This is a genomic window from Dickeya zeae NCPPB 2538 (genome assembly GCF_000406165.1).
GTDB lineage: Bacteria > Pseudomonadota > Gammaproteobacteria > Enterobacterales > Enterobacteriaceae > Dickeya > Dickeya zeae.
Window position 1 is genome coordinate 1360775 of record NZ_CM001977.1, and the last position, 21774, is coordinate 1382548.

16 protein-coding genes are annotated in these 21774 nt (G+C 55.0%); 12 read left to right on the forward strand and 4 right to left on the reverse strand.

What is annotated here, in order from left to right; translation table 11 throughout:
• Window positions 1-374: 374 nt before the first annotated feature.
• Window positions 375-1439, forward strand: a complete 1065-nt coding sequence (locus DZE2538_RS06105) for a diguanylate cyclase (protein WP_038913493.1) — start codon at window positions 375-377, stop codon at window positions 1437-1439.
• A 6-nt stretch (window positions 1440-1445) separates the two neighbouring features.
• On the opposite strand, the gene DZE2538_RS06110 is transcribed toward DZE2538_RS06105, so the two are convergent.
• Window positions 1446-2342, reverse strand: a complete 897-nt coding sequence (locus DZE2538_RS06110; RefSeq protein ID WP_023639295.1) for a GntR family transcriptional regulator — start codon at window positions 2340-2342, stop codon at window positions 1446-1448.
• Window positions 2343-2575: 233 nt separating this feature from the next.
• Between DZE2538_RS06110 and DZE2538_RS06115 the strand changes: the two genes are divergently transcribed.
• Complete coding sequence (locus DZE2538_RS06115) at window positions 2576-3055, forward strand: hypothetical protein (protein ID WP_038915839.1); 480 nt, start codon at window positions 2576-2578, stop codon at window positions 3053-3055.
• A gap of 156 nt (window positions 3056-3211) precedes the next feature.
• Window positions 3212-3988 (forward strand): SDR family oxidoreductase, encoded by a 777-nt coding sequence (locus DZE2538_RS06120; protein WP_050568656.1) that lies wholly within the window; start codon window positions 3212-3214, stop codon window positions 3986-3988.
• A gap of 63 nt (window positions 3989-4051) precedes the next feature.
• Here the strand turns inward: DZE2538_RS06120 and DZE2538_RS06125 are convergent, their stop codons facing one another.
• Both DZE2538_RS06125 and DZE2538_RS06130 read right to left on the reverse strand, forming a co-directional pair.
• Entirely contained in the window at window positions 4052-5002 is a 951-nt protein-coding gene (locus DZE2538_RS06125; RefSeq protein WP_038915840.1) for a VirK/YbjX family protein, read from the reverse strand.
• Window positions 5003-5394: 392 nt separating this feature from the next.
• Complete coding sequence (locus tag DZE2538_RS06130; protein ID WP_016941869.1) at window positions 5395-5880, reverse strand: Dps family protein; 486 nt, start codon at window positions 5878-5880, stop codon at window positions 5395-5397.
• Window positions 5881-6655: 775 nt separating this feature from the next.
• Here DZE2538_RS06130 and DZE2538_RS06135 point away from each other — a divergent pair.
• Window positions 6656-6994 carry a hypothetical protein gene (locus DZE2538_RS06135; protein WP_023639300.1) on the forward strand — a complete coding sequence of 113 codons (339 nt, stop codon included), beginning with the start codon at window positions 6656-6658 and terminating at the stop codon, window positions 6992-6994.
• A gap of 77 nt (window positions 6995-7071) precedes the next feature.
• Here DZE2538_RS06135 and DZE2538_RS06140 read toward each other — a convergent pair whose 3' ends face one another.
• Entirely contained in the window at window positions 7072-8529 is a 1458-nt protein-coding gene (locus DZE2538_RS06140; RefSeq protein ID WP_012883991.1) for an AMP nucleosidase, read from the reverse strand.
• A gap of 429 nt (window positions 8530-8958) precedes the next feature.
• On the opposite strand from DZE2538_RS06140, the gene DZE2538_RS06145 reads away from it, so the two are divergent.
• From DZE2538_RS06145 to DZE2538_RS06180, 8 genes are all read left to right on the forward strand, one after another.
• Window positions 8959-9477 carry an Hcp family type VI secretion system effector gene (locus tag DZE2538_RS06145; protein ID WP_012883992.1) on the forward strand — a complete coding sequence of 173 codons (519 nt, stop codon included), beginning with the start codon at window positions 8959-8961 and terminating at the stop codon, window positions 9475-9477.
• Between the two features lie 164 nt (window positions 9478-9641).
• Window positions 9642-11678: a type VI secretion system Vgr family protein gene (locus DZE2538_RS06150; protein WP_038915841.1), complete on the forward strand. Its 2037-nt coding sequence runs from the start codon at window positions 9642-9644 to the stop codon at window positions 11676-11678.
• 9 nt (window positions 11679-11687) lie between these two features.
• Window positions 11688-13058, forward strand: a complete 1371-nt coding sequence (locus DZE2538_RS06155) for a PAAR domain-containing protein (protein ID WP_038915842.1) — start codon at window positions 11688-11690, stop codon at window positions 13056-13058.
• A complete protein-coding gene (locus tag DZE2538_RS06160) occupies window positions 13058-13825 on the forward strand; it encodes an ankyrin repeat domain-containing protein (RefSeq protein WP_071603562.1) in 768 nt (255 codons plus the stop codon). The genes DZE2538_RS06155 and DZE2538_RS06160 overlap by 1 nt, the downstream gene beginning before the upstream one ends.
• Window positions 13822-14586, forward strand: coding sequence for an ankyrin repeat domain-containing protein (locus DZE2538_RS06165; RefSeq protein WP_038915845.1), 765 nt, complete (start codon window positions 13822-13824; stop codon window positions 14584-14586). The genes DZE2538_RS06160 and DZE2538_RS06165 overlap by 4 nt, the downstream gene beginning before the upstream one ends.
• 293 nt (window positions 14587-14879) lie before the next feature.
• Entirely contained in the window at window positions 14880-15848 is a 969-nt protein-coding gene (locus DZE2538_RS06170) for a DUF4123 domain-containing protein (protein WP_038917110.1), read from the forward strand.
• Window positions 15845-16762, forward strand: coding sequence for a DUF4123 domain-containing protein (locus DZE2538_RS06175; protein ID WP_038915846.1), 918 nt, complete (start codon window positions 15845-15847; stop codon window positions 16760-16762). Before DZE2538_RS06170 ends, DZE2538_RS06175 begins: the two co-directional genes overlap by 4 nt.
• Before the next feature lie 17 nt (window positions 16763-16779).
• On the forward strand, window positions 16780-21765 hold the full coding sequence (locus DZE2538_RS06180; RefSeq protein ID WP_080638956.1) for an RHS repeat-associated core domain-containing protein: 4986 nt from the start codon (window positions 16780-16782) through the stop codon (window positions 21763-21765).
• Window positions 21766-21774 lie beyond the last annotated feature (9 nt).

Consider the following 21774-nt stretch of genomic DNA (forward strand, 5'->3'; position numbering starts at 1 on the left):
GGTGGCGGCCATGGCGGCCACGGTGGTTTTCATTATCAGCCCGTAAACGGAGCGGATCATCCCTGATGTCCCCGCGGCCGGTTCTCCCCCTGTGGACTGGCCGCGTATCACCCCCTTCTGCAGTGTCCTTCCTTACTGTTTTTCCCCTCTTTCTCTTTTCCCTATCATGCAATCGTCTGATTCCATGCCGATAATGCACGCTCGCTGGTGATGCGCTTGCGCGATATTCAGGTTATCGCGCGGATTATTTAACACATTACATGGGTTCACTCTGTTTTAAGCAAAATTGTCTCTTAAATGAAGCGCTCTGAACGGGAATTTGGAATAATGTCGGCATGTCCCTCATGATAATGATTATAAAAAGGAGAATGGGCATGAGTTCGGCATTTGTCTTTACACCGGCTGAACGTGATCAACGCCGTTCGGGACTGGCGTTTGCCAGACGTGTTTATATTCCTCGCCTGATGGGATTGGGGCTGGGTTTTTTTTACGTTGCCGCTGTTTTGTATAACCTGACCCAACCCATGTGGGTGTGGGGCGTATTGTTTTTCAACGGTTTTCTCTGGCCACATTTGGCGTTGTGGCTCGCCAGCCGGGCAGACGATCCGATGCGCTTCGAGCAGTGCAATCTGCGATTTGATGCCTGTATGGGCGGTATCTGGATTGGCATGATGGGCCTGAATTCTCTGCCGTCCGTGTTGATCATATCGATGATGGGAATGAACAATATTGCTGCCGGTGGGTTGCGGCTTTTTGTGCAGGGACTGGCTATTCAACTGATCACCGTAGCGGCGATTCTCTGGCTGGCTCACCGGCCGATTGTGTTTGCGACGACGCCTGAGCAGATCTACTTTTGCCTGCCGATGTTACTTATCTACCCCATACTGGTGGGCCTGGTGACGTATCGTACCGCCATCAAACTGGCGGAACATAAACGCCAGTTGCGGGAGATCAGCATCCATGACGGCATGACCCGGCTGTACAACCGGCATCATTGGGAGCAGTTGCTAAAAAGTGAGTTTGAACTGTGTGTACGTTGTCAGCAGGTAGCGACACTGGCATTACTGGATATCGATCACTTCAAGCGTATTAACGACAGTTTCGGCCATCATGTTGGAGATGACGTGATTTTATTGCTCAGTAGCGGCATTAAATCGACGTTGCGGCAATCAGACATCACTGGCCGTTTTGGCGGTGATGAGTTCGGAATGGTGCTGCCACAGACACCGACCGCTGAAGCAGAACATATTATCCAGCAACTACGCGAATATCTGCACGGCATACAACTGCACCAGGCCCCGGCGCTGCAGGTCAGCATTAGTGTTGGGCTGGTCGAGTTTCATCCCGGCATGGAGGATTACCGGGTCTGGCTGAAAGCGGCGGATACCGCGTTGTATCAGGCTAAGGATAATGGCCGCGGTTGTACGGTCTGTGCCTGAACCGTATTACAGCGGCATGAACAGTGTGGGGGTAACCGCTTTGCGTCGCGCTTGTTCCAGATGCGTACGCATAAAGTCGGCGGCACTTAACCGATCGCCTTGCTCCAGATAGTGAATAATTTGCAGATGCTCCTGCGCCTGATGCCTGCGTTGAGGGCGGAATCTTTCTTTGCGGTACTCCACCAGCCGTCGTAATCGCGCCAGATGGCGAATGGTTTGCAGCAAAAAACGGTTGCCTGAGCAGACGGCCAGCGTGTCATGGAACCCGGAGCTGGCATCAAACATTTCCATGGCCGTCATCGTCAGGTAGCCATCTTCGGCCAGATACTCCTGTTGTTTACGACAATGCGCCAGCATGTGCGGCGTAATATGAAACGTCGTGGACAGCAAACCCGCTGGTTCGATGATAGCGCGCAGCGCGTAGCTTTCTTCGTACGCTTCTACGGAATCGATCACCGGCAGTGTGCGCCAGCCCTGACCCGCCATATGCTCCAACCAGCCTTCCTGCTGACAGCGCAGCAGTACTTTGCGCAACACCGGACGGGTAACGCTGAATTCGAGCATCAACTCCATTTCTGAAAATTGTTCCGGCAGTTGGCGGGTGATGCGCCGCTCCGCCAACTGGCGATAGAGCGGGTCTTCGGCTTGCCCCAGGACTTCAGCCACCAGTTCACCCAACTGAGAAGCATGTTGCGCCAGAAAAAAACCACGATTGCGATCATACGTCACCATGCCTTTATCCATCAGGTAGTGCATCGCCTGTTTAACCGGTGTGCGTGATGTATTGAGCGCCTGCGCCAATGCTGACTCGACTAGATGATGCCCCACCGCGAGTTGTTCGCGTCTGACATAGCTGATGACATCACGCACGATGCGTGCCTGCAATGGAGTGAGGGTTGTCATGGTTCCTTACCTGCCTGAATAACCAGTCGGTGATTATACCTGTTCCCCATCAGGCTGGCAGTGGTATGCGAAAAATTGTCTTTTATCAGCGTTAAAAGCGCTCCTGAACTGCGAACTCGATTTTTTTTGGCTTTCTGATTGATGTTGTCATTTCATTGATTGTCTTTTTTAATAATAAAATACAATATAGTGACAAGATAAACATCCAGTGAAATAGGAAGAGACGAGCAGTGATGCTATCCACACATCCTTTACTGATTACCGGTCATCCGTTTGAATGGTTAGCTATTCCCGGCCTGGGGCGTGTAGCCTGTACTTTTTTGCGGCATCAGCCACCCCTCATCGTGGTATCCGCTGATGCGTTGATGTATCTGGACGTGTCTGCCGGGGAGACGCCGCTGGAGGTATGGGAAACGGTGCGTATTTTTGGCGCGGCAGCGCTATCGCGTTATATCGGAGAAAGCGCGCAGCATAGCCAGCTGGTGGTGATCGACAGCCAGACGGATGACGAGGATTGCACGCTACGGTTTGCCGTGCTCGGGCAACACGGATGGCGACGTGGTGTTGCCGCCTCGGTTGAACACGCGATTAATCAGGCGGCCTTGCTGCCTGATACGGTTGCCTGCGACGCTCTTCCTGTACCAGTACCGGCGACACTTGCCGTGATGCACCGCTATGCGCTGCATGTGAGTCGTGATATTTCTGAGTCGTGATAGTTATCGTCTCGACATTACTGTAAGTAAAAATGGAATAATCATATCCATTTATCCATCTTTATCCTCTATTGGCATCCGGATAGGATCTCCTGCAAGAGGTCAGGTCGCTGCAAGCCTTGCCTGTTTTCATCCCGATACAACAGGAGAACCGCAATGCAACAGTACATCCAACAAGAACCCATCCAGCAAGATCACACCCAGGACGCCAATGTGGCGATTGTTACAGGCGCGTCGCGGGGTATCGGCCGAGCGATCGCACTCAAGCTGGCACAACAAGGCTGGCGGGTGGTGGTGAGTTTTGCCCGGCAACACCAGCAGGCCGACGAGGTGGTGAGTCTGATTCACGACATGGGTGGGCACGCGCTGCCGATTCAGGCGCAGGTGGACGAACCCGAGCAGGTGGCGTCGCTGTTTTTGCAGACGAAAGCGCAATTCGGACGTATTGATGCGGTGATCAACAGCGCCGGTGTGATGGCGAACACACCGATTGCGGATGGCGATGTGGCGCAGTTCGACAAGATGATGGCGACCAATCTGCGTGGTGCATTCATTGTGCTGGGTGAAGCGGCCCGACAGGTGGAAAACGGCGGGCGAATTATCGCGCTATCGACCAGCGTGATTGCCCGAGCGTTGCCCGGTTATGGCCCTTATATCGCGTCTAAGGCGGGGGTTGAAGGATTGGTGCGGGTGCTGGCGAACGAACTGCGTGGCCGGGAGATTACGGTGAATGCGGTAGCGCCAGGACCGGTGGCGACGGAGCTGTTTTTTAACGGTAAAACCGAGGCACAAGTCGCGGCGATTACAGCCATGACACCATTGGAAAGGCTGGGAGAACCGGAGGATATCGCCAATATCGTGGCTTTTCTGGTTGGGCAGGAAGGAGGGTGGATCAACGGTCAAGTGGTTCGCAGCAATGGTGGGTTTGCGTAATCGGTATGGCATACCGGGGAACAGAATTTTCCCCGGTAATGGCTTTCCTCGGTATCGCGGACGTTAACTGGCGATGCGATGTAACCTGTCTGATGACGCAATATGACCCAGATTATGTTGGATTTGGGTGTTGATATCATCGAGTAACTGATAACGGCGTTGGTACTGGGCTCGTTTCTTACTGGGTAATTCTTCCAGCGTTTTGCGTGTAATCGTCAGCGGAAGTTGGTACAACCCCTGTGCGTTTCTGCTTGCGTTAACGGAAAGCCAGAATTCGCTGTAACTGGAAAAGCGAACTTTATTTTTACGGTAGCTGTAACGCAGGTTCTGATACACATGATTTTCATCGCCTACCGCCAGAATACGGTTGATACCGGTGAGCGACGCAACAGTCAGCAGGCATTCCAGCAACAGGCGTTTGGGAAATACCCCAAAGCAGGCTTTCGACGCGTCTTTGGTCAGTTCACGCGTTTGTTCACTACCTTTCCCCTGCAAGCCACCAATCATGATGGTGGGCTGGTTCTGGTCACGTATCACGGAAAACGTCAGTGATGCCAATACCACATCGTTGTAGCGAATACGCAGGGTGGCTTCCCCCTCTTTGTCATAACGCGAAGCGCTGCAAATCAGCGAAAAATTTTCGCCGTTCTTGCCGAAAAACCGTGCCAGACAGTAGTCATCCAGGCTAAGCAGCGCCTGTTTCAGAAACGGGTTAGCCAGTTGCTCCACAAACGTGTAATGCGCGCAAATAGCATCAGCGCGCTCAGCTGCACATAGCGTGGCGGACAGATACGGGCGATGAATCTTGGTTGGTAACATCGGCCGGATTCTTACCGCTTTCTGCATTGCGGGAATTTTAATAATATTATTCAGATAACGCAGCGTAATCGACGGCATTAATAATGAGCGTAATAAGAATTTGGCTTTTATATCCGTTTTTTGCCAGATTTTTTCAGAGAGAAAATTGCCGTTTAGCAGATGAAAAAATAATGACAATGCAGATGTATTTTCCATGAACATTCCCCTGTGAAAGCGCGCTAAAAATAACTACAGGGGAGCGGATGCCCGATAACAATGCATTACCGTAATACTCAAGCTCAAGAACCCTGTCATGCTAACAGGCGATATCATCAACACTCGCACTGTATATGGCTGGGGATTATAGTGATGGTGAGAAAAATAAAAATCATAACCCCCTGGCTGTTGAGTATTGATTTAGCGAAAATAATAAATGCCAGCTTATTATCGTTCTGTTTGGGGTTGATTTAAACTTTATATCTGAAGGTGCGTTACAATGAGGGATCGGCACAGCCTAAATGCCATCTTAGCAATGGGATAATCGCTACAGCATAGATGGGTGACCCCGCCCGCATTGGACGGGGTAATTAGGAGCCATCAGGCTCGCATTATTTCAGGTAGGCGTTGTACATCCAGATTTGTTTTTCCTGCTCCTGGATGTAATCGGTCATCAGTGACGCGGTGCCCTCATCACTGGCTTCTGCCGCCAGTGGCAGGATTTCCCGCTGTTGTTGCAACAGCACGGCGTAACCCGCCAGCAGCCCTTCCAGCGTTTTCTTGCCATCAGTAGCGTTGACGTCTTCTTTGATATCCGCCACTTTCAGATAGTCGCTATACGCATGCAACGGCTGTCCGCCCAGCGCCAGAATACGCTCTGCCAGTTCATCAATTTTCAGCAGCAGTTCGTTGTAGATTTCCTCAAACTTGGCATGAAGTTCGAAGAAGGCTGCGCCGGAAATATTCCAGTGATAGCCGCGCACATTCATGTAAAGAATCTGGTAGTTGGCCAGCAAGGTGTTCAGTTTGGCGGAAATTTTCTCAGACTGCTGTACATCAAGACCAATCGGACTTTTTTTCTTCTTACTGCCTGACATATAACGCTCTCCTTTGTGTCAATCGCGTATGCATTCGCTATGAACAGCTGTCCGGCATGTGCTCACTTAGAGCCTATCCCATTAGGGCTATTTCACTGGCCATTTTGGCCCTGGGCAGTGCTCGAACTCCTCACGTACTCCGTGTACGCTGCGGGTTCTCCGCGGCTTCCCGAGTCCAAACTGGCTGCGCCAATAACACCTACTGGGATAGGCTCTTACCGGGCAACGTGACAGCCTTCCCATCATAGACCATAAGTCTTACCCATCTCTACCTGCTGGGCACAACGGGCCGACTCTCATTTGTAAACCTGATTATCATTTGTAACCCTGACTGCCCATTTGTAAAACCTGACTACCACAGGTAAAACCTCACAGTCATTTATAAAACGATTCTGTGGATAAACGTTTGCGGCGCATCAATATTCTTGTACGACACCCATGTTGATAACCGCAGGGAGCTGTTGGGAGGGGAAGCGCACCGGTAGGTTATCCCTTCGTGGTATGAGTAAAAAAAGCACATGCCTTTGAACAGAATAGGTTCTGACCACAACCTGGCTCCTCATTCCTCATGAGAGGGTAATGGCAAGTACAGTGTTTTTTATCAATGCATTCATCATTTACCCATTGAGGGTTATAGGTTTATATCCATATATTTTTCTTCTCCGACTGATTGTATTATTCGCGCCGGGATATTCATCCAGGGATTGTTGGGGTGTTGTATGGCAACCCGAATGAGTTAAGGTCGATTAGAATGATATTTATCGGGTTTTAGAAAATGAGGGTCAATCCTTTTACGGCGTCATGGAGCCGAAACGGTAATCTTTTGTGTCATGGTCATTGGATCATTCATTATCTGGAGCGCGAATTTGAGTTGCCAGAGAAATATCGCGATCAGCATTTAGGAACGCTGGGGATTTATTCGGTGATTGATCCTGAAGATGAGCTTTACCGTGATGGGTTGGATGAAGACGACTGGATACTGGAAAACGTCGACTGGCTGGCGGACTGTTTTGAACAGCATCAGGTACCGATTGAGGAAGACTATTTTCGCTTTTTCTATCAGGCGGTGAATCCGCATGACTGGCGCTGCACCAGTTGTGCCGGGTGCATGTAATACGTCATAACATCAATATATATCCGGGCCGGTAATCCGCGCTAACCGCTCCCGTGGGCCGGGAGCGGTCTTGGATATTACCGGAAAGGCGGCTCGTTGAAGGTGCGCAGTTTGCGCGAATGCAGGTGTTCTGCCTCAGCGCGCAGCAGGTCTACCGCGCGAATGCCAATCTGCAAATGCTCGGAAATCGCGCCCTCATAGAAGCGGTTTGCCTGTCCGGGCAGTTTAATCTCCCCATGCAGTGGCTTATCTGACACGCACAGCAAGGTGCCGTATGGCACTCGGAAGCGATACCCTTGCGCGGCGATAGTCGCGCTTTCCATATCGACCGCGACTGCCCGGCTGAGGTTGAAACGCAACGCTGAGGCGGAATAGCGCAGCTCCCAGTTGCGGTCGTCGGTGGTCACCACAGTGCCAGTGCGCAGGCGCTGTTTCACTTCTTCACCTGGCATGCCGCTGACCTGTTTAGTGGCATCGTACAACGCGCGCTGTACTTCGGCGATGCTGGGGATCGGGATATCCGGCGGCAGTACTGAATCCAACACATGGTCATCGCGCAGGTAAGCGTGCGCCAGCACATAATCGCCGATGCTCTGACTTTCCCGCAGGCCGCCACAATGGCCGATCATCAGCCAGGCGTGTGGCCGTAATACCGCCAGATGGTCACAGATGGTTTTTGCATTCGACGGCCCAACGCCGATGTTCACCAGCGTAATGCCCCGTCCTTCGCGTGAGATGAGGTGATAAGCAGGCATTTGGTGGTTTTTCCATGCCAAATCCGACACCGCCTGCTGTGGGTTTTCCGTATCGGCGGTGATCAGCGCGCCACCTGCGCAGGCTAGCGCCTGATACGGGCTGGCGGGATCGGTAATTTGATCGCAGGCCCATCGCACGAACTCATCGACGTATCGGGTGTAGTTGGTAAACAACACGAACGGCTGGAAGTGCTCGGCGCGGGTGCCGGTATAGTGGCGCAGGCGAGCCAGCGAGAAATCAGTACGCAGCGCATCGAAATGCGACAACGGGAAATGATCGAGTGTCTGCAACAGACCGTCGGCGGTTTCATCACCGATCAGTGCCAGCGACGGGGTAGGGAAATGCTGCGCCAGTGCGACACTCATCGAACGGTCCAGCTTTAGGTTCGCGCCATCGATCACATACGGATAAGGGATCTCCTTGTCTGACGGCACCACGTCGATAGTTGCTGAATAATCGTTCTCCAAAATAGCCAGTTGCTCTGCCAGATAGTGGCGGAACAACTGTGGCCGTGTGACCGTGGTGCGGTAACTGCCGCCGTGGGTAAGGCGACCGTAGGCACGGGTCTTGCTGTGCTTTTGCGACAGCCCATCCCAACTGATACGCAGTTCCGGGTAAACAAACAGCCCATTGGCGCGAGCCTCGGCATCTGGCGGAGTACCGTGAGTAATAAAATCACCGATTGCGGTGCGCAGCGCTTTGACTGAGCGCTCATACAGCGCTTCCAACTGGTCCAGCGCTTCGCTGGCGGACAAGCCAGCGCCAGGTGCATAACTCATCTTCACTCCTTTACTTGTGGCGATTGATGCGATGGCGGATGCCATACCGTGGGCTCATTGTGGCACAGCGCACATCACGGCACGATGGGAGAAAAGTGAATTTGAAAAATGGGGGGCTGGCATTTTTGCAGGACAGTTAAGTGTGATGAATATCACGAAAAATGGCTATGTTGTCGTTCTGTTTTTAATCTGTTGCAGAATAAACACAAAATCTGCGCAATTTCTTGCTCACTTTCCAGCATAAATCCCTGTTTGCGCAATGGATGCCGTTTTTTCGGGAAGTCTGCGCAATTTTTTGCTCAAATTTGACTTAGGGAAAATGACAAAATTACTTTTCTTTTTAAAAACAATAATATAAAAGTTGGCATAGTCATTGCTTTATGAACGGGTGAAGTCACATCTAATCGTTCAACAACAAGGAGCAAGACTATGCCAACCCCATGTTATATCAGCATCGAAGGTAAAACCCAGGGCAACATCACTGCCGGTGCCTTCACCTCCGACTCTGTCGGCAACATCTATGTGCAGGGCCACGAAGACGAGATGCTGGTTCAGGAATTCAAACACATCGTCACCGTCCCGACCGACCCGCAGTCCGGCCAGCCTGCCGGTCAGCGCGTGCACAAGCCGTTCAAGTTCACCGTCGCGCTGAACAAAGCCGTCCCGCTGCTGTATAACGCGCTGGCCTCCGGCGAAATGCTGCCGACCGTGACCCTGAAGTGGTACCGCACCTCTGTCGAAGGCAAGCAGGAGCATTTCTTCACCACCAAACTGACCGACGCCACCATCGTCGACATCAACAACCAGATGCCGCACTGCCAGGACCCGTCCAAGCAGGATTACACCCAGCTGATCGAAGTGTCGCTGGCGTACCGCAAAATCGACTGGGAACACACCGTGGCCGGGACCTCCGGCTCTGACGACTGGCGCGCGCCGATCGAAGCGTAATGGCCATCAACCCGGACTCCGGTCCGGGTTTTTCTGTTTTTGTCTGTGCTGAGCGATGGTGCCCCCATCGCTGAGTGCAGCGGTACTCATCGTGATAAATGCACTGACACTCGGCACAGACCGGGTGTGCGGTAGCTATGGAGCCGGGGAAAGGAGGAAGCAGGGTGGCCAACAGTACAGGATTGCAGTTTACCGTGAAAATCGGCGCATTGGCGGACACCACCTTCGCGGTGGTGGATTTTGAGCTGAGCGAGGCGCTGAACCAGCCGTTTGCGCTGTCGCTGAGCCTTGCCAGCAGTCAGGCGGATATCGACTTCGGCGCGGTGCTGGACCAGCCATGCGAGCTGCTGGTGTGGTACGAAGGCGAACTGCAGCGCCGGGTCAGCGGTATCGTCAGCCGCTTTGCCCAGGGCGACACCGGTTTTCGCCGCACCCGCTATCAGGCCGAGGTGCGCCCGGCGCTGTGGCGGCTCGGTCTGCGCACCAACGCCCGCATCTTCCAGACCAAAAAACCGGATGAAATCATCACCGAACTGTTGCAGGAAGCCGGTATCAGCGACTTTGCCTTTGCCCTGCGCCACGAGCATGCGGCACGTGAATACTGCGTGCAGTACCGTGAAAGCGACCTGGCGTTCATCAACCGGCTGGCTGCAGAAGAAGGGATGTTCTACTACCACGAGTTTGAGGCCGGTAAGCACCGGGTGGTGTTTGCCGATGACGCCGGTGCGCTCGGCAAAGGCCCGGAACTGTTTTTCAATCTCGCCACGCAAGGGCTGAGCGAAGGGGCGTATGTGCGGCGTTTCCGCTACGCCGAAGCGGTGAGCACCGCTGAGGTGGAACTGAAGGATTATAGCTTCAAAACCCCGGCCTATGGCCTGTCGCACAAGAAAACCAGCAACGAACTGGCGCACCAGCGCGAATCCTACCAGCACTTTGATTACCCCGGCCGCTTCAAACTGGACCCGAGCGGCAAGGCGTTTACCGGCTACCGGCTGGATGCGCTGCGTGCGGATGCGATAACCGGTGTGGGCGAGTCGAATGCCGCCGAACTGAGGCCGGGTGGCACCTTTACCCTCACAGAGCACCCGAACCCGGCGTTTAACCTGGCCTGGCAGGTGGTGGCGGTGACCCACAGCGGCCAGCAGCCGCAGGCGCTGGAAGAGGAAAGCGGTGGTGAGCCGACCACCATCAGCAACAGTTTCGAGGTAGTGAAAGCCACCACCACCTGGCGTGCGGCCATGCCGTACAAACCGATGGTGGACGGCCCGCAGATTGCCATGGTTGTCGGCCCGGCGGGGGAAGAGATTTACTGTGATAAATTTGGCCGGGTGAAACTGCAATTCCCGTGGGACCGCTACGGTGCCAGCGATGACCAGAGCTCGTGCTGGGTACGGGTCAGTCAGGGCTGGGCCGGGGGGCAGTACGGTTTAATCGCCATTCCGCGTATTGGCCATGAAGTGGTGGTGAGCTTTCTGGAAGGCGACCCGGACCAGCCGATTATCACCGGTCGCACCTTTCATGCGACTAACCCGACGCCGTATGTCTTACCGGAGCATAAAACCCGCACCACCTTGCGCACCGATACGCACAAAGGCAGCGGATTCAACGAACTGCGGTTTGAAGATGAAGCGACCCGGGAGCAAATCTATCTGCACGCGCAAAAAGACATGGATGCGGTGATTAACAACATTCATCGTCAGAGTGTCGGGTTAGATCAACATCTAAGCGTGGCGAATGACCAGTTCCAGCGGGTCGATCGTCATAGCCATCGCACCATCGGACAGGATGACTTTGAGCAGATTGGTCAGGATCACCACCAGTCAATCGGGCGTCATTTCGTGCAACGCATCACCCAGTCGTTCAAGCGCTTTATTGGTGGCGGCGAGATTACCCGTATTGACGGCAGCCGCCAGACCACGCTGTCCGGTTCGGAAGAGACCTTAATCGGCGCACATCAGCGCGTGTTAGTGAATACCGACAGTTACCTTAAAGCGGCGGATATCGTGCTGGAAGCCGGACAATCGCTGACCATTAAAGCGCCCGGCGGGTTTATCAAGATTGACGGCGCGGGTGTCACCATTTCCGGCACGCTGGTGAAAATTAACGACGGTGGTTCCGCCGGGGCGGGTACGGCGCCAGTGTCCATCGAACCCGAGTCCCCCACCAGACCGACGCTGCCCGATGCGCCGGACCGGCGTTAAGGAGTCATCATGCCAGGAGCTGCACGTTTAGGAGACAGTTGTGCTGGTCACGGCTGCTTTCCCGCTACCCCGGTCATTGCGGGCAGTGGCGATGTGATTATCAATGGCAAACCGGCGGCGCGTAAAGGCGACGCGGTATTGCTGCACGCCTGTCCCTGCCCGAACATGCCGCACGGTGTGCACAGTCGGGCGATTTCCGCCGGTTCCGGCACGGTGATTATCAACGGTAAGCTGGCCGCCCGTATCGGTGATGCCATCGGTTGCGGCGGGTCGGTGGCGGCAGGAAGTGGGGATGTGATTATTGGCGACACACCTTACCAGTCACCGGTGAAATCCTGTGCGGAACAGTCAGCAAAAAGTCGCGCGCCACTGCTGGCGCTCACGCCGATGTTGCTGCCCGCCATGATGGAGTGGGCCGCGACTGCCGAACTACCGGTGCTGGATGAAGCGCTGACCGTATTACAGCGTAAAGATCGCTATCTGGCGCGTGCCAAACTGGCACAACAGGCATCGGCTATGCCGGGCCTGAAAGACGCCGCCACCCGACTGGCGTTTAATAACGACAGCATCTTGCGTGCTGAAGCGGCGCAGTATGTTTACTCTGTGGATGAATTCCGACGAGGTGCGAGGTCGGTATTACCTAAATCCCCCGTCGGGTTGGATTTGATTAATCCAGATAGCGTGACAGGGCTAAAAGATGCGGTATTTATGGATAAAAATACCGGCTTTGGCGCAGCGCTGTTTAAATCCTCGATAAATGGCGAAACCATGCTGACATACCGGGGAACCAATAATGCTGTGACAGGAAAGCAAGATTGGATGACCAATTTATCGCAAGGAATGGGGAAAGAAACTGCACAATACAAACAGGCAATGTATCTTGCTAAGCAGGTTAAAGAGACTCTTCCCAAAGATACAATTATTGTTGGTCATTCTTTGGGTGGGGGATTAGGGTCTGCTGGTGTAGGTGCTAGTGGTTTGAAAGGGTATACCTTCAATGCCGCTGGACTTCATGAGAATACGGTTAGTCGATTTGGTGGATTGGCTATGGAAAAAATCAATTCACTAATAAAGACCCAGGCTGTAGATGGTGAAATCCTGACTATGGCTCAGACGTATGGTAAAGCGGCATTGCCGGGACTGTTGTCGGGTGCAGGGGCATTGCTTGGAGGCGGTGTCGGTGCTGTAGTGGGGGGAATTGCTGGCGCTGCGACATTATTGAGTGGGGCCTTGCCTAAAGCGGCCGGGAATATGATGCCGTTGCCTGCATCGGGGGGCTCTCCGTTAGCACGCCATGGTATGGATCAGGTTATTGCGGGTATTGAGAGCCAGAAAAAGGATGATATTGGTAGTATTACTAAGGCACTTAAGGGGGCGTAATGCAATGGCTCAAATGGTTGGGGATACTGATTATTGGAATATTAACTGCCTGTCAGGCAGGAGGGCAGAATATGCAGGCCAGTGAGTTTTTTAAACCACCGATGGTGAATATGTTATCCAGTATCCAGAAAGGTGATGAAGCCGCAGCCCGACAACAGTTGGCGCAGGGGGTAAACCTGAACGTATTGGGTGCTGAAGGGATTACCCCTCTGTTGTGGCTGATGATGCAGCAGGATCAGGCCGGTACCAGACTGGCGTTAAAGCTGGGTGCGGACCCTAATTTTCGGACGGGGACAGGCACGACGGCTGTCAATATGGCCGCTGGTGCGAAATCACCTGAATGGTTGAAAATGATGCTCGATGCCGGTGGTGATCCTAATTCTCTCGATCACAACAAGGTACCTGCCTTATTTAGTGCGATTAATGAAGAACGTTGGGCGGATATCAAATTATTGGTCGAGCGTGGTGCAGACGTGAATTTGACTGATGGTCAAAAAACGACGAGCGCACATTACGCTGCTTATATTAATCAATATGAAATCGCATATTGGCTAATAGAGCACGGCGCTAATGTTAATACGTATTCTGCGACAGGGGCGAGTCTGGCATGGACGGTAGAAGACAGTTTATCGCTTATGGATCATCGGTCACCACATTATCCCTGGGCGCTGAAAGTAAAACAGTTATTACAACAACGTGGCATCAAATTCCCCCCTTTATCGCCAGAGGAAGTACGGGAACGTCGTGCTAAGGGAGTGCCCCTTTGAAGTGGTGGCACTGGCTGCTGGCTTGCCTGCCTCTGTTAACCGCCTGTCAGGTAGGAGGGCGCAGTATGCAGGCCAGTGAATTGTTCCAGCCGCCGATGGCGACATTACTGCAAACTGTCCGCAAAGGTGATGAAGCGGAAGCCCGGCGTCAGCTTGCTCAGGGGCTGAATCTGAATATTCATGGTAAAGAGGGAATTACACCTTTACTTTGGTTAGTCATGCAAAAGGATAAATCTGCTACTCAATTGGCATTAAAACTAGGCGCAGATCCTAATTTCCGTGCAGGTAATGGAAATAATGCTGTTAATATGGTTGCTGGTGCGAAATCGCCTGAATGGTTGAAGATGATGTTAGATGCCGGTGGTGATCCTAATTCTCTCGATCACAACAAGGTACCTGCCTTATTTAGTGCGATTAATGAAGAACGTTGGGCTGATATCAAATTATTGGTCGAGCGTGGTGCAGACGTGAATTTGACTGATGGTCAAAAAACGACGAGCGCACATTACGCTGCTTATATTAATCAATATGAAATCGCATATTGGCTAATAGAGCACGGCGCTAATGTTAATACGTATTCTGCGACAGGGGCGAGTCTGGCATGGACGGTAGAAGACAGTTTATCGCTTATGGATCATCGGTCACCACATTATCCCTGGGCGCTGAAAGTAAAACAATTATTACAACAGCGCGGCATCAAATTCCCCCCTTTATCGCCAGAGGAAGTACGGGAACGCCGCGCTAAAGGTGAATCGCTGTAAATAAAGCATTTCGGGTTGTCTCGTATTCTATTGCATAGCGTTGTAACGCGGTACGGCAAATTTTCTCTACGGTTATTTCTCATTTTTCCTGATCCAATAGCGTTATTTAAAACTGAATAACGCTATTGGGCGTGCTTGTTAACTCTATACCCAAAATAATTCGAGTTGCAGGAAGGCGGCAAGTGAGTGAATCCCGATGAGCTTACTGAGGTAAGTGATTCGGGTGAACGAACGCAGCCAACACACCTGCAACTTGAAGTATGAAGGGTATATTCATTATCCCAGTGAACATCATGCCAATAACGGGCCATACCCTGTTTGAACTCAGTCAGCATTGCGCGCAGCCACTCTATGCCATTGTCGACCCGATGCATTATCCGGAGCTGCTGGATTTCTGGCGCGCCTTTCAGCCACGGGCGGCGCAGATATGGCATCCCTTGCGTTTTGATGGTGCCGGTGACGACTGGCAGAACTGGGCACCCATGGTGGTGCTGGTGGAAGAAGGCGAGCCGGGAGAAACCCTGTTGCACTGGCTGGCGGAAACACAACCGGCGCGCCATCAGGGGGTGATGCTGATGCATAGCGATCAACCCCTGAGCCGTGTGGTTGATTTCTGGCAACAACGCCTGCGCTGCCGTTATCCGGATGGCACGCTGGCACTGCTGCGCAGCTATGCGGCGGATGTGCTGCAACTCTGGTGGCAAACGCTGAATCACGACGAGCAGGCAGCGTTTATGGGGCAACTGAACAGCCTCTATCTGCCACTGAAAGAGGATGAGCCGGAGGCACCTTGCCGCTATCACGTGCTAACGAAACCGGATAATACGCCGTTGAAGTCGACATCACTGCACGATGACTACCTGATCACGCTGAATCGCTACCAATTCTATCTGTTATCCAACGACAACCGCTTACACCGGCTGGCAAATGAACTGTTTCTGCATGTCAGTGCGCTGTACTGGGCCGAGCTGGATGTTGAGGTGGTAAAACGCCGCTTTCTCAGCGGTATTGCGCTGGCACAAGCGTGGTACCCACAAGCCTCGGAAGCGGAATGTGAAGCCTGGTCGGCTCACCGTTGGGTGATTGGCAGCGAGTTTTACCACCACCCGGTTTTTATACATCTGCTTGAGCGTTATTCACTGGGCGACAGCATTCGGATTTTCAAATCCGACTCCGCCAGGGTGGACGATGTTCGCCTTCATTATCACCGGCCCGGCTGGATGCGGGACGAATTACCGGATACGACGGAGGTTATGCCGTGAGTCTGTCTCACTCTTTTTTGACGCTGCAACCGGAAACCGAAACCGACTGGCTGGCGCGGCTCAACGCCGGAGGATGTTTTGTGCTTGCTGAGGCGGCACTCAACGACGCCGTGCCCTGGCTGGCGGAGCGATGGGGGGGAAGCCTGGAACAGACCCGGCTGTATTGGGGGGAGGCCGGGCGGGTGCACGCGTCGGTCTCGCCGTATTGCATTCCCGTTCACCCGACTAACTGGGCGCAGGTGCGCGAGCACGTACTAACGCAGGAAGGATGGGGCATCGGCGTGCAACTGGCGTGGTTTATGCAGGCCTACTCGCCGCTCGATCAACTGCGGGAACTGGTGAAACACCTGCGCCAATGGAGCCTGGTTGCTACGCAGGAAGGCGACAGCGCGATTCTGCGCGTCAGTGACTGGCAGGTGGTTCAGCCGTTGTTGTTCGCCAGTACGGTAGAGGAAGCCACCGCGCTGTACGGGCCGATCGCCACATTTTGCGCGCTAGCGCCAGACGGCAGCCTGCAAAGTCTGAGCCTGACGGAGCGCGTCGCACACCATCTGCCGGAGACCTTGCCGCGTGCGCTCAGTGAGGCGCAGTGGCAGGCGCTGCTGGCCCCCTCGCTGCGTAATACGCTGGAAAGCTACATGGCGCACCTGCGAGAGCATCATGCGCGTTGGCAGGAAAGCGACGACGACAGCTTGCTGGATTTTACCCACCAGCAAACTGAGCAAGCCCGTATTCAGGGGTTCAACAACGACCGCGATATCGTGCGTTATCTGGCGCTTGCCACCGAACTGACACCTGACTTCATTCAGCAGCCGTGGGCACAAACCATTTTGTCGCAGCCGGAGTATATCGGCGCACAAAACCGGATGGATCGCCTGTATCAGGCGGCAATTGACCAACTGGACGACGCATAATCTAACAGGACGTTTTCATGAGCGAGAATAAAAAAGCGACGCTGATGTCGAGCGAAGAAGCCGCCAGTCAGAATTTTTCCACCGATAACAAGATCTCGGGTGGGTGCGCCAAATGTGGCTGCGAAGTGCTGATTCATTACCACTATGACTCGGGAAAGCCGGTGCCCAACGCACCGTTTGTGTTGATTGACAGCAATAAGACCGAAATTCACGGCAAAACCGATGCCAACGGGTTGTGCAAAATCTACGACATGGGGTGCGCTAGCTTCACGCTGATGCTGGATGAAGGCTCTGACGACTTCACTCCCCGTGAAACCGTGGAAAACAACCCGGTGTTACAGTCGAACCCGGCGTATGCCACGCTGGCAGGTGAGTATTTCACGCTGTTTTTGTTGCTGCGTAAGCAAGGTCTGGTGAGCTATGACGCCGACGACAGTAGCGATCGCCATGTTGATGTGGATGGTGCCGGGCTATTTACGTCCATTCCCAAAGAGTACCGCAAATCCTATGACCGCTTCTGGGAGCTGGATAAACGGGTTAATCGCGGTAGCCGCGATCTTAAACGGGCGGTCAATAAAATTCACCACAGCCTGGCGGCAGAAGTGGCGGACAAAGGCGGTGATGATAATGCGGCGTTGATGCTGTTTTGCGAAATCGCGCTGGGGTTTATTCCCGTGGTCGGGCAGGCCATGGATGTGTACGCGATTGGCGAGTGGAGCTGGCAGTCGTATAAAGAGCCGGCAAAACTGGAAGACCCGTTACATCTCGCAGAAGGCGCGCTTTGTGCCATCGGCGTCATTCCTGGGCTGGGTGATGCGTTGAAGGTCAGCGGACGAGCGATCATCCGTGCGCTCAAAGAGGCAACCCCCAAAGAGCTGCAATTTGCCATCAAAACTATCCGCAGCCTGTCTGACGGTAACCTGATCAAAGGGCTGACCAAACTGCGTTCTGAACTGCGACATTACGGCGCGCAGGCCAAAGATCTGTTGCTGAAGATTCATGCGGCGCTCAAACAAGTGCTGGCCGAGTCAAAGTTGAAGAACAACTGGATCGTATCGCTGATGAAAGACAGCTTCAGCGCCATGATCACTGCACTGGAAAAGCTGATCGCCAAATATGACAGCGCGCTGGCATACATTGAAACCAAATTTGATGAATTCATCGGCAAGGTTGTCACCCGTGTGACCGGCACCCCCCGGCCGAAAGGCAGCATCGCCAACGCTACCGCTGCACCCAAAGCAACCGCTACACCCAAAAGCTCCACGCACGCAGAAAGTCAGTCCGCTAAACCCTCGGCACACAGTGAAAGCAAACCGGCCGCGAAACCGAAACAGTCATCGGAAGGGATGGAAGACATCAACGCCGGGAGTAATAAGGGCGAGCATCTGGATAACACCTCACAGAAGAAAAAAGCCGGGGAGGACGACAAGGCGTGCAGCGCCAACAGCAAACACTGCCAGAGTGAAGGCGAGCCGGTGGATATGGCGACCGGCTATGTGGTGGATTGGCGCACCGATTTCACACTCGGTGGCCTGTTGCCGCTGGTGATGAAGCGCTATTACCGCTCTGGCGGCGAGCGCAAGCCGGGACTGCTGGGGGCGTTGTGGCGCAGCAACTGGGACATGAGCCTGACGCTGGAAAGTGGTGTCGCCACGCTGACCGACGGTGAATTCAACCAGGCGGTATTTGTGCTGCCTGAAGAGGGGGAGCAGAGCCGGGCGGCGTCCAACCCGTCATGGCGGCTGAGCCGCCAGCAAGGGCAACTGGTGTTACAGCACGTAGACGGGCTGTGCTACCGCTTTGAGCACGCGTTGGGGCTGCACCTGTGCCTGACCGCGATCGAAGACCGGTCGGGCAATCGCATCACCTTGTTGTGGGACCGCGCCGAACTGTGCTGGATTAGCCTACCGGACGGGCGGCTGGTCCACGTGGAAACACAACGGCGGCGGATAACCAGGCTGACGCTGTGCGACGAGCACCGCCAGCCGCTGAAAATGCTGGTCAGTTATCAGTATGATGCGCAAGGCTATTTGCTGAACGTGCGAGCGGGGGAAGGGCGCAATTTCGACTATCACTACTCGCCGCAGGGCTGGCTGCTGCGCTGGTCAGATTTAGCGCACACCTGGGTTGAGCACGAGTACGACGCCGAGGGTCGCTCGCGGCGTGACCGCACGGCAGGCGGGTTCTGGCCGGGCGAGTTTCGTTACGACGATGACGCCTTCACCAGCCATTACCACAGCGGGTTTGGTGGCGTCACCACCTATGTCCGCGATGCGCGCAACAACATTCTGCTGCGCCGGGAGCCGGACGGCGGGGAATACCGCTTCGAGTGGGTGGATAACCAGCTGGTGGCGGAGATTGACCCGCTGGGCGGACGCACCGAATATCAGCGCAATGACTGGGGACAGGTGACGGCGGTGACCCTGCCGGACGGGGCCACGTATCGCTATGATTACGATGATGACGGCCAGTTGCTGGCCTATACCGACCCGATGGGCAGCACCTGGCGTTATACCCGCGATGCGGCAGGGCGGGTGGAAACGGTGAGCGACCCGGAAGGGCGGACGTGGCAGCACAGCTATTCGCCGCAGGGGCTGTTATCCGGCGTGACCGGGCCGGACGGCAGGGGGCAGCGTTATCACTACAACCGTCGCGGGCTGCTGGAGCGTCTGGAGGCGGAAGGCACCTCGCCGGTGACCTTTTTCTACGACGGCCATGACCGGCTGACGGAGCGGCACATTGCGCATGAGCAGGGCGTGCAGGTGCGGCGGTGGGTGTACGAAGGCGGTCGTGAGACGCCGGAGAAGGTGATTTACGAAGACGGCAGCGAAACCCGGTTTGGTTACGACGGTGAAGGGAACCTGACGTCGGTGACGGACGCGCTGGGCCAGCGTTACCAGTTCCGCTACGGCGCGTTCGACAACCTGCTGGAGGCGACCGACCCGCTGGGGGCGAGTGTCCGCTATCATTATAATGCGGAGTCAGCGTTCGCCGGGGTGACCAACAGTCAGGGGCAGACGTGGCAGTACCGGTTTGACACGGCGGGTCGGCTCAGCGAGGAGCAGCATTACGACGGCCGGGTGTACCGTTATGACTACGACGTGGCGGGGCAACTGGCGAGCCGACAGGCCCCGGACGGCAGCCGGCTGGTGTACGGGTATGACGCGGGCGGTCGGCTGAGCGCGATTGAGGCGGTACGGGCCGACGGGGCCAGCGAAGGCACGACGACCTTTGCGTATGACCTGTCGGGTCGGCTGCTGAAGGCGGCGAGCCCGGACGCGGTGGTGGAGTATGCGTACAACCGTGCCGGACAGGTGGTGAGTGAAACGGTCAACGGCGAGGCGGTGGCGTCGGGGTATGACGCGGCGGGGCAACGCAGTGCGGTGTCGGGGCTGCTGGCGTCGCTGAGCCTGGGGTGGCAGGGGGGCCGTCTGACGACGCTGGGCATCGGTTCGCACCAGCCGCTGACATTCAGTCACACGGCGTCGGGAGAAGAGCGGCAGCGCAGCAACGGGGCGGGCTTCGCGTTGCGGCACGAGTGGAGTGCCACCGGGCTGCTGTCGCGTCAGGCACTGGAAGGTGTTAGCGGGGTGCTGGAGCGGCGTTACCAGTACGACGTGCTGGACCGTCTGACGGGCATCAGCGACAGCCACTGGGGCGAGCAGGCGCTGCGGCTGAACGGCACGGGCCAGGTGGTGGCGGAGCGGCGCGAGCAGGGTCGCCAGCAACAGGCGCGGCTGTTTGGTTACGACAGCGAGCAGAACCTGTGCGAGGTATCGGCGATAGTGCCGGACGGGGCAGGCAGGCTGTCGACGGCCAATGCGGTGGTGCAGTCCTCTGCGGGGTATGATGCGGCAGGGCGGGTGGTGAGGCGTGGCGACAGCCGGTATCAGTACGACGCCTGCGGTCGGCTGGTGAACAAACGGGAAAGCCGCGCCGGTTTCCGGCCACGGGAAACGCAGTTCGAGTGGGACGCACAGGACCGGCTGGTGCGGGTGAGGATGCCGGACGGGGTGCGGTGGCGGTACCGTTACGACGCGTTTGGACGTCGAATCAGCAAGGTGCGCGAGGGTCAGGAGCCGTCGGCGCAGGCGGTAGCACGGGTGGCGTACCGGTGGGACGGCGACCAGTTGTCGGGCCAGACGCAGTACCGTGCTGACGGAAGCGTGGCGCGGGCGGTGCAGTGGGTGTACGAGCCGGGGAATTTCCGGCCGCTGGCGCAGGTTGAGGAGAAGGACGCGCGCACGCAACTGCACTACATCGTGACGGACCTGACGGGAACGGCGCGGGAGCTGTGCAGCGAGACGGGCGAGGTGCACTGGCGGGGCGAGCAGGGGCTGTGGGGCGCGCACCGGGAAGAGAAAATCCCCATCCCGTTACGGCGCTGGCTGGGCGATGCGGCGAACGAGGAAGTGTACTGCGAGCTGCGCTATCAGGGGCAGGTGTACGACGCGGAAACGGGGCTGTATTATAACCGGCATCGGTATTTTGACCCGTCGCTGGGGCAGTATATCTCGGCGGACCCGATAGGGCTGGCAGGGGGACTGAGGCCGCAGGGGTATGTGCATAACCCGATGGAGTGGGTGGATCCGCTGGGGTTGGCGGGATGTCCAGAGGCTAAGTTAAAAGAACGTGGCTTTACGGGTGTAGTACGAAATGAAAGAGGTGGTTTAGATTATTCTAATAGTAATGCGCTCTATAATAATCCTGAGCGTCTTAAACCCGATGGAAGCCCTGCTAACCCGATAGTGAAGATAAAATATACTGGTGATTATCAGGGCGATTTCAAAGCTGCGAGTCAGGCTGGGTTTGGGCAGAATTCAACTCCTAGCCTAAATGGAAACAGTTATGTTTGGCACCATTTAGATGATTATGACCCTAAAACGGGAATGGGGACAATGCAGTTAGTAAGAACTGATGCACATAATGGAATTTCTCATGTTGGTGGTGTAAGTCAGTATCAAGCTGCTACAGGGGAAAAATATACTTTTAAAACATGGTGAGGATTAAAT